General features: G+C 36.1%; 10 protein-coding genes. 4 read left to right on the top strand and 6 right to left on the bottom strand.

Translation table 11 applies throughout. The features are described 5' to 3' along the window. A partial coding sequence (locus tag ACZIYX_RS23135; protein ID WP_462684637.1) for a hypothetical protein occupies positions 1-198 on the bottom strand: 198 nt, incomplete at its 3' end. Positions 199-209: 11 nt separating this feature from the next. On the opposite strand from ACZIYX_RS23135, the gene ACZIYX_RS23140 reads away from it, so the two are divergent. The 4 genes from ACZIYX_RS23140 (at position 210) to ACZIYX_RS23155 (ending at position 3,662) form a co-directional block, all read left to right on the top strand. Further along, complete coding sequence (locus ACZIYX_RS23140; protein WP_462684638.1) at positions 210-683, top strand: hypothetical protein; 474 nt, start codon at positions 210-212, stop codon at positions 681-683. Between the two features lie 176 nt (positions 684-859). Beyond that, the gene (tssD, locus tag ACZIYX_RS23145) at positions 860-1,597 is read left to right on the top strand and encodes a type VI secretion system tube protein TssD (protein ID WP_462684639.1); all 738 of its coding nucleotides are present in this window, start codon (positions 860-862) and stop codon (positions 1,595-1,597) included. Between the two features lie 2 nt (positions 1,598-1,599). Then, a complete protein-coding gene (locus tag ACZIYX_RS23150) occupies positions 1,600-3,078 on the top strand; it encodes a hypothetical protein (RefSeq protein ID WP_462684640.1) in 1,479 nt (492 codons plus the stop codon). Further along, entirely contained in the window at positions 3,075-3,662 is a 588-nt protein-coding gene (locus tag ACZIYX_RS23155; RefSeq protein WP_462684641.1) for a hypothetical protein, read from the top strand. Before ACZIYX_RS23150 ends, ACZIYX_RS23155 begins: the two co-directional genes overlap by 4 nt. 442 nt (positions 3,663-4,104) lie before the next feature. Here the strand turns inward: ACZIYX_RS23155 and ACZIYX_RS23160 are convergent, their stop codons facing one another. From ACZIYX_RS23160 to ACZIYX_RS23180, 5 genes are all read right to left on the bottom strand, one after another. Beyond that, positions 4,105-5,394, bottom strand: coding sequence for a hypothetical protein (locus ACZIYX_RS23160; protein WP_462684642.1), 1,290 nt, complete (start codon positions 5,392-5,394; stop codon positions 4,105-4,107). Between the two features lie 10 nt (positions 5,395-5,404). Further along, positions 5,405-6,613 (bottom strand): hypothetical protein, encoded by a 1,209-nt coding sequence (locus ACZIYX_RS23165; RefSeq protein ID WP_462684643.1) that lies wholly within the window; start codon positions 6,611-6,613, stop codon positions 5,405-5,407. A gap of 11 nt (positions 6,614-6,624) precedes the next feature. Then, on the bottom strand, positions 6,625-7,422 hold the full coding sequence (locus tag ACZIYX_RS23170; protein WP_462684644.1) for a leucine-rich repeat domain-containing protein: 798 nt from the start codon (positions 7,420-7,422) through the stop codon (positions 6,625-6,627). Continuing rightward, entirely contained in the window at positions 7,373-7,861 is a 489-nt protein-coding gene (locus tag ACZIYX_RS23175) for a hypothetical protein (protein WP_462684645.1), read from the bottom strand. Before ACZIYX_RS23175 ends, ACZIYX_RS23170 begins: the two co-directional genes overlap by 50 nt. A 292-nt stretch (positions 7,862-8,153) precedes the next feature. Then, a complete protein-coding gene (locus ACZIYX_RS23180; protein WP_462684646.1) occupies positions 8,154-8,558 on the bottom strand; it encodes a helix-turn-helix transcriptional regulator in 405 nt (134 codons plus the stop codon). Positions 8,559-8,626 lie beyond the last annotated feature (68 nt).

Genomic DNA, 8,626 nt, shown 5'->3' on the forward strand with positions numbered 1-8,626 from the left:
CTTTGAATCTTTGAGCCTTTGCATCTTTGAGTCTTTGAACCTTTGCATCTTTGAATCTTTGAGTCTTTGCATCTTTGCATCTTTGAATCTTTGAGCCTTTGCATCTTTGAGTCTTTGAACCTTTGCATCTTTGAACCTTTGAATCTTTGAACCTTTGAATCTTTGAATCTTTGAACCTTTAAATAAAATAATAACCATTAACCATCAAAATGATAACACACCAAGACACAATCATCCAGAACGTTTTTAAACAATTGGATGGGTTAGAAAAGATAGATATATATGATATCCTCTTAAAAATCGAAACCATGCTTATGGACTTTAAAAGCCCGATACAATATGAAGAGATTAAAAAACAGATAGAAAACAACTCCATAAATAATATCAGCGCAGTAGACGGTTATGGATATTGTTATCTGTACGACCATTGCCGGTATATCAAAATATACAAGATCAAAACCTTATTGCCTGATTTTTTGGTTGGCGAGTATATGTATTTTATCACGCCCTGGCAATTAAAGCTAATGGAGTATACCAAAGAGAACCTTAAAGATTTTTTTAAAGGGAACCATCTGGAAGCTATAACCCTTGATTTTTTGAAAAAATATCCCCCAAAAAGCAAGAACCCTGTAACGGGTCGTTTACTGCTCTTAGAATTGTTAGACCAAATCGACCCGGAATAATATGTAATAGTATAACTAAAAAATGCTAATAAAATTAAAGGTTATGGCAAAACCACAAACTTGTTACGTAGCCAATAAGATGCTAATTATTTTGCGTTACTTTGCATCCCCAAAACCTGTTTTGTTAGCTGAATTTAAACCAAAATAATTCGATAATAACAAGATACATATCTACAATGGGCATACTAGCTAAACTTACTATTTTTGGTCAGGTACGAGAGTTACAAAACTGTACCATGCTCTACCAAACACTTATAGACAAAAAAGGAAAACCTGCCCCTATGGTATTGGGTGGATTAATAGAGTGTACTTTTATAACAGGCTATAACGAAGAGGTGTTTTTGTACTATATGCAGATGCCATCGGTACATAATAAAAAAAATGAAGATTTTTATTATTTAAGCGAAGGGGAGGTGGTGTTCTATCTTAACTCTTTTGATAACCCACCCTTAAAAAGATATAAATTTAACGATGCTGCCATAGTAGGGTATAGAGAGGTTTTTACCACCCATGGCGAAACCCCAATGTTGACTACGATTACAATTTCTCCTGCGATACAAGATTATGGACACCCAATAATTAGACGGTGGAACAAAAGCTATATCCCACTAAGCAAACAACAAGGATATCAGGCATTAGAGAATACCGGTACGGGTAAAAAATTAACCGAATATTATATAACCGACTTAGAGGGTAATGAACTCGAAGAATTTATGCATGATACTACTGTTTTGTTACACATAAAAACAGAAAACCGAATAGGCGATATCATGGATATTAAACTACAGGATAAAAAACATGATTTTAAACATAAAGGGCAAGTTTTAGAAAACGATACCCTTAAAGGTATTGTTATTACCAGCGAATTGCAACAAATAGAATTAGAGGTTATATACCCATTACAAGAATCTTAATTATGGCAAGAACTACAATTACAATCACTTTTGAGGATGGGGAAACCGCTTCCAGAACGATTAATATACTAGAACCTCAATTTGAAGATGGGTGGTGGAGTTATGATAAAGATGGAAAAGAACGATACGAGTGGGGAGAGGATAAAATAAGTATCCCCCTTGGTAAAACCATGTATTTTAATGTAAAAACCAAAGATATTGTTGCAGGCGAGGAGTTAGAAATGCAACTAATGGACTATGATTATTTTTGGTGGCTAGGTGAACATATTGACGAATATAATATCGATACCTCAAAATTTCCTAACGATACCGTTTGGAAAAAGGCAAAAGTACGGGCAGTAGACGGGCAAAGTATTGCTACAGTAGAACTATTGCTAGAAGACAGTTGGGAACCTGTAATAGCAAATGATAATGATAACCCAATTTTAACTGATAAAAATATAGAACTATACTGGCGAGTACGTTATGTAACCGATAAGGGACCAAAAGTAAAGAAGATACTTCCTCAGAAAAAAGAGGATTATCTAAGAGTTGGGTATAATGATAGGGATTTATTCCTAAAACCAATAACACAAGGTGTAGGCTTACCAGAATTTTATACTAATGATGGTAAACTTATTATATTTGCTTTTAAGATGGCAGAAAAAATTGCTGATGCCTATATACCTAATCCATATTTAAGCAGCTTTTCTATAAATACGGTTAGGATTACAGAAACCCAAACATTATCCTCTATCAATAAAGTTAAACGGTCTTTATTGTATGAGCGTGTTAATTGGGATACTAATGAAAGTGTGCGCTATGGATACCAAACCAAAGAATCCACTAATTTTATAATTAAGGGTAAAGCAAGTTGGAAAAAAGTAAACGAATTTGAAACCATAAGTAAAAAGAAATTTAGTGATTATTTTAATCATCATGATGTCAAAAACGGGGTGGTTGTAGGTTTAAAGTATGTGAGAAAAGCTATTAGAGTATTAGATTTTATTAATGCTTTTAATACTGTAACCAGTATCTTTAAACAACCAGAAGAAGGGTTGCAGATCCCAAAACCATCATCAGTAATAAGTGCAATGGGTTTAATCGGTGCAATAAAAGCAATTCCTGGTTTCGGAGCATTGACACCTTTGTTTTTGGCAGGAGACGTTATAACCACCAAGGTGGTTAATGAGATTATAAACGAGTTTACAGAAGATTCATTACTAGCTTGGGAACGTGCAAAACAAGGAGGACTTAATACAGCTTTAATCTATGTGCAACATTCTCAAGGGGCAAAGATGATTGAATTATCATATAAGCAAGACATCTCTCAAGAACAGTATGAAAAGATGATTAAAAATGAATTTGTTACTTTTCGAGAATTTGATGATTTCATATCTTCAAAACCTGATCTAAAAGATAATTATTATACCTGTTTTTATTATCTAAAAATAGAAGGAGAAAGAAAAAAATATATAATAGACTCAATATTTATACAATGAAAAAAATAATATATTTCACTTTATTACTAATAATAGCTTGTTCTTCAAAAAAAGATCAAGAAGTTTTTTTAGCCTCACAATCTAACCTACATCAACCATATAAGTTAATGTTAAATTATAAAAGTATTGACTCATCATATATATATATATGTTTTCCGAAGAAAATTAATTTTATAAATCAAACACCATATATTGCTCAAATCACAAATATTACTATTGGGAAATCTCCACGAGGCACAAGTACAAGAGATTATAAAGTTTTTTCTTTTATTGATAAGTTAGAATCTAAACATAATATAATTGATCAGAAAATTTCTCAAAATGAAAATAGATCATTTAATATATATTATAGTTATTTATTAAAAATTTCTAATAAAAAATTAGATTCACTTATTAATAATAGTGAAGAAATTCAGAAATATCAACGATTTCCTGTCTATAACATAAACCTTGCTAAAAAAGATAAAGAATGGGTTTCTAAAACAATACTCAATAAGTATAAAGGACAACTACATTTTTCTTTACATAATAAAGAAAAGGGATTTTTCTATAAAAGTTTGGATATAGAATTGTTTGAGGATTAATTATTTTATTGATTCAATATTTATAAGATGATTAAAAAATTAAGTTTACTCTTTTTAATAATTATAAATTCTTGCGGTTCTATTCAACCGAATAATGAAATTAGTTTAAGTCAAAAACAATTAAAACAGCCGTTGAAATTAGTCTATAACTCTAAACTTAATGATCCCGCTCCGCAAAGTCTCCTGACTTCGCAGAACAATTAAAAACGATATTTAAAAGATAACAAAATAGGTAGTAGTAAATATCGAAAAACTAAGCATAAAGTAAATCACTCAAAGCCGGGAGACTTTGCGCAGCGGGATTAAATAGCTCTGCTGTAGATGGTAGTAGTTTACCAGAATACTATGATAAAGAAGCTATTTATGCAATGGATTAATAGTAAATCATTCCTCAGCTTAATTTCAAATAACAGCGACTAATTTATAAATTCATGAATATCTTCTAAAATGAACACGGTCTTACCATGATATTTTGTGAAACCTCGGTAAAGAAATAGTTCATTTTTTCTTTGTTTCCCTCGTGGGTATTGTCTGCATGGCGTTCTTTGATAGCATCCATCTCTATGGCTGCGTTTTTGTAATCCACTATTTTTTCTTCCAAGCAACGCTTTTCGTTGGTAAGCCTTGTGCGGTCCGGGTTGTTGTTTGCCATTCTGCTTAGTTTCTTATCAATTTCTATGATGCGCTTCTCGCATTGCAGCTTTTGCACATTCACCATGTCTTTAGGGTCAAAGCTCTCTAGCTTGTATTCGGTGTTTTTTTCGACGGGGGCGCCATCTTCAATGTATTTGTTCATGGCACGCTTACGTTTCTCTTCCATTTCTTCCTCCAAGGCTAAAATCTCTGCCTCCTTATTGGTTATATTAGATTGCTCGGCTGGAGCTTCACTTATGTTTTGGCGCTTCTTTCTAAAAACATCTGCTTTTACCTCAGTCAGTTGGTCTTCATCCTCCTGTACTTTGTTCTCATGCTTTCGGTAGCTGCTGCCATCAAAAGATAAGCTGGCATTTTCTACGCGCTCCAACTCGGCAGTACCGTGGTCGGTTTCGATACGGGTTACCAATTGGGTTTTGTTTTCGGTGAAGATGTAACCCAGGCCAAACATCCCCACCGTCTTTGGAGTGTTGGTGGGTGAAAGGTTGACATTGCTTTGCTCTGCAACATACACATTTACAGGCCTGCCTGTATCTGCCGAAACGCCCGAGTATTCCTTGGAAGCATAGTTTTCACTGCTCACGTTCAAATTGTTTCCTGTTGGCGAGAAGTTTTGGTTGAATTTTTTTACCGACATATTGGTCTGATCTGCTTCAACCATATTTATCGGAAGCCTGTTCATCACATACTTCACGCCTTCAATCTCTACAAAATAGTAAGTTTTGCCATTGGTGGCCGTGATACGGTATTCTACTTTAAAGTCATTGTTATGCGAAAACTCAACCCCCGCAAAGCGCTCCATCATCTCTTTATCCATACCCATATACCCTTTGTTTGAATTGACTAAGAACTGTGAGGTACTGCTAATACCTGCATTGGTGTTGGCAGAGAAGGTCATCTTTTTGTCAAAGGAAATATTCTCTGAAGGGTTAAAAGGGAATGGGGCGACCTCTTGGGTTGAAGAACCTGTAATCACTTGGTCCACGTACGAAGCCTCGTTGGCCCCCACAAAAAGATTGCTCTGTGCAGCTACGTTAGCCACACAAAACAATCCTATGATAAAAGAAAAGAATTTCATTTTAATTAATTTAAAAGGTTACGGGTAATGTCAATGGCCTGTTGTTGCCGTCAAAACGCACCAAGGGGGTTCCGGCTTTTTCTATAATCTTGTTGTAAATACCGTATCCGCAGGCAAAGACTCTTACCATGTCCACATTCCAATTGTCACCACCAATACCACCGCCAAAGGTGGTTTTAAGGGTAATGCTGCTAATCTGAGATAGGGGTTTGGGATTCTTCAAGCGAAGCGGCACACATTCTTCATAATTGTCTATCCAACGGGCAAGACCATTGATATTGAGGAAGGTCTCCAAGGTACCATCCTTAAAATTAACAATAGCATGTACATTGTCATTTCCGCCCCGAAGGTCATCACCACCTGTACAAATCTCAACCAGTATCTCATGTACCCTGCCATCATTTGGAAATGAAGGTGTAAGAACACTTGGCGGTCTGTTGGAGCGGTATTTTTTGTCAACAAAGTAGGTTTGCCACTTTTCTTTACTTGTGGCATCGGGGTAAGTAAAGAATTTACCAGACACATTTGGGATGATGGTTTTGATGGTGTCGGGGTGATTGGGGTCATATACAAAGATTTTGAAATCTTCCTTAAAATCGCCCAAATCGCCTTTGTACCTGCCCATGTCATAGCCAATGGCCAACACTTGGTGGTGCGGTGCAATGCCTCCGTTTCCTGGGGCGAAAAGCCCCAATGGCACCGGCTTACCGTGGTCTACCATACTTTTTAGCTCTTCAATCCTTCCGCCTGCTGTAGCTTGCAATCCCCAATTGAAGAACTCGTCTGAACGCCATCCAAAGGGATTCACAAAAAGCTCAGTCCACTTATCGGCATTGTCTGCCAAAGAGTTTACCTGCCTTCTGTAAATGTAATTATGGAGCGGGGTCTTTACCGCAGGTCTAAAATTTTGTCTGGGGATAGCCATGCCGCTATTGTGGTAATCTAAGGCCGCGTAAACCATACCTCCACAAAAACCCGATACCGTTGGTCCATTGACACCAGGTATGGGAAACTCTGCCCTAAAGGTGTTGGAAAAGCTAAAACCTTTAGCAGGAGGTGTAAACGACGTCATCTTTTTGGTCGTTATGGGCAAGATTTTGTCATTAATGGTCATGGGCACAGTTTTTATTGTTGCCTTTTTGCCATCTTTCTTTTGCCCAAAGGCAATCGTGAAGCATGCTAAGGCTGCTATCATTACGAAAATCTTTGTTGTCTTCATAATTATTGCTTTTAGTTGCACACCACTCCCTCGTCCACGATGATGGTAGTTCCTGTAAACTCCAAATCGCAAACCACAGCAGGAATGTTGGCTATGTTGTTTGATGATAGGTCTAGTGTCTCTAGGTTTGTAAGGACACCTAATTCTGTTGGCACCGTTGATAACTCATTACTGTAAAAACTTAGGTACTCCAAATTGGTTAGTTGCCCAAAAGATAGCGGGATGCTGGTTATGTTGTTAGCACCCAACTCCAATCGGGTTAAGGGTAGCATTGAGCCAATCTCTGTTGGAACACTACTAAGATTATTGTTGTATACAAATAACCTGTCTAATAGTTCCATTTGACTTATAGTGGCTGGAAGACTTGCAATTTGGTTATTGTTCAAACCCAAATAGGTCACTTTTTTTAGGTTGCCTATTTCATTTGGAATAGATATGATAGCATTGGTTCTCAACTCTAAAAAGGTAAGCTCGGTTAAAACACCTATCTCGCTTGGAATCATTGTTAGCCCCTTGTCTATTAGGTTAAGACTGTAAACATCACCCGCTGGGGTTACACTCACATTTTCCCAAGTGGAAATATCTGTTGCAGTGATATCCCACCCCAAAGTGTTACTTGGGTTTGCGTTGAAAAGAGCTATCAAGGTATCCCTTTGTGAAATGGTTGGGGTTGCATCATCGTCATTGCTGCAAGCAACGAGGCTCAACATTATAAAGGCTATAAAGCCAGTTTTTAATGTATTCTTCATGGCGTAGCTTTTATGAGAATAGACTGTTAATATCAAATCCTGAAAGCACAAAGACGTCATTGCTGCTATTGCTATCATCATTGTTGGTATTGCCATCGGTCAGGATGTCCGGGTCGTAAGAGATTCTTAAGACGAATTCGGGTTGAAACTCATTTGCAATATCCCAATTGATTACCACTACCAATGTTATTTCATCGCCATGGGCTATTGCTGTAAAATCATTTTGCTCCAATACCGTTTCTGTGGTAGAGCCCAGAGGCCTTCTTGATAATTGAATAAACTGCTGCCTGCTGTCAGAACTAAAGTTGGTATTTTCTATATTGGTGACCCTTCCTGTTAATCTTACCTCACCCGTTGTAGAAGTGGGGGTAGTGACCAATTCGTAATCAATGGTTCTGGCTTCGAGGTCAATAATAGGTGTAACCTTATCGTCATCTTTATCACAAGAAAATAAGAAGATAGCTACAAATACTGTGAATAAAATTTTAAGTGATTTCATAATTATTTCTTTTTAAAAGTGGTTTTTTTTATCAATTTGTTTTTATGGATGATATTGAGTTCATAATATCCTTGTTCCAAATAGTATACATTCAGATAGATTTTTTGGGAAGAAAATCTTTCCACATTACCTTCATAAATATGAATTCTTTTTTTCGGCATTATTTTTACAACATCAAATTCATGGGATAAAATTATGGGGATTGATATGATTACACCCAGACAGGTGTAACAAAATACAGTACACATGTAACATCTACATAAACAGGGAAGAAATAGTATGAATTAAAGACCTATGAATCTTTTGACAGGTATTCTGAAGGTGTTACAAGATAGGTTTCCTTAAAGCATTTAGAAAAATAATCCACATCATTAAACCCAACGGAATAGGCAACTTCAGAAATAGTAATTTTTCCTTTTTGGAGAAGTAACGCTGCGGCTTTTAAGCGTTCGTGACGTAAGAATCCCATTGCAGAAAACCCTAATAAGGCTTTTAACTTTCTATGAAGCTGCATCCTGCTCATATACGCTTCTGAAGCAAATTGTTCGGCAGTAAAATCAGAATTAGACAAATGTTTATCCAAAATTGCTTGAAGTCGTACAATAAATTTTTCATCAACCGAATCGATAAAAATATCTTTGGGTCTCAAAACCAGCTCTCTACTATAGCGTTCACGTAGTTTTCTGCGTTCTCCCAATAATTGATGTACTTTTTTATTATCTAGTTAAAGGTTAAAACCCTGCAATTTGATTGCAGTTACTTTAG

It is taken from the genome of Aquimarina sp., assembly GCF_977115655.1.

Coding starts and splice junctions, on each gene's coding strand:
- ACZIYX_RS23140 (WP_462684638.1), top strand. CDS start 210: ATGATAACACACCAAGACACAATCATCCAGAACGTTTTTAAACAATTG.
- tssD (WP_462684639.1), top strand. CDS start 860: ATGGGCATACTAGCTAAACTTACTATTTTTGGTCAGGTACGAGAGTTA.
- ACZIYX_RS23150 (WP_462684640.1), top strand. CDS start 1,600: ATGGCAAGAACTACAATTACAATCACTTTTGAGGATGGGGAAACCGCT.
- ACZIYX_RS23155 (WP_462684641.1), top strand. CDS start 3,075: ATGAAAAAAATAATATATTTCACTTTATTACTAATAATAGCTTGTTCT.
- ACZIYX_RS23160 (WP_462684642.1), bottom strand. CDS start 5,394: ATGAAATTCTTTTCTTTTATCATAGGATTGTTTTGTGTGGCTAACGTA.
- ACZIYX_RS23165 (WP_462684643.1), bottom strand. CDS start 6,613: ATGAAGACAACAAAGATTTTCGTAATGATAGCAGCCTTAGCATGCTTC.
- ACZIYX_RS23170 (WP_462684644.1), bottom strand. CDS start 7,422: ATGACGTCTTTGTGCTTTCAGGATTTGATATTAACAGTCTATTCTCAT.
- ACZIYX_RS23175 (WP_462684645.1), bottom strand. CDS start 7,861: ATGAAATCACTTAAAATTTTATTCACAGTATTTGTAGCTATCTTCTTA.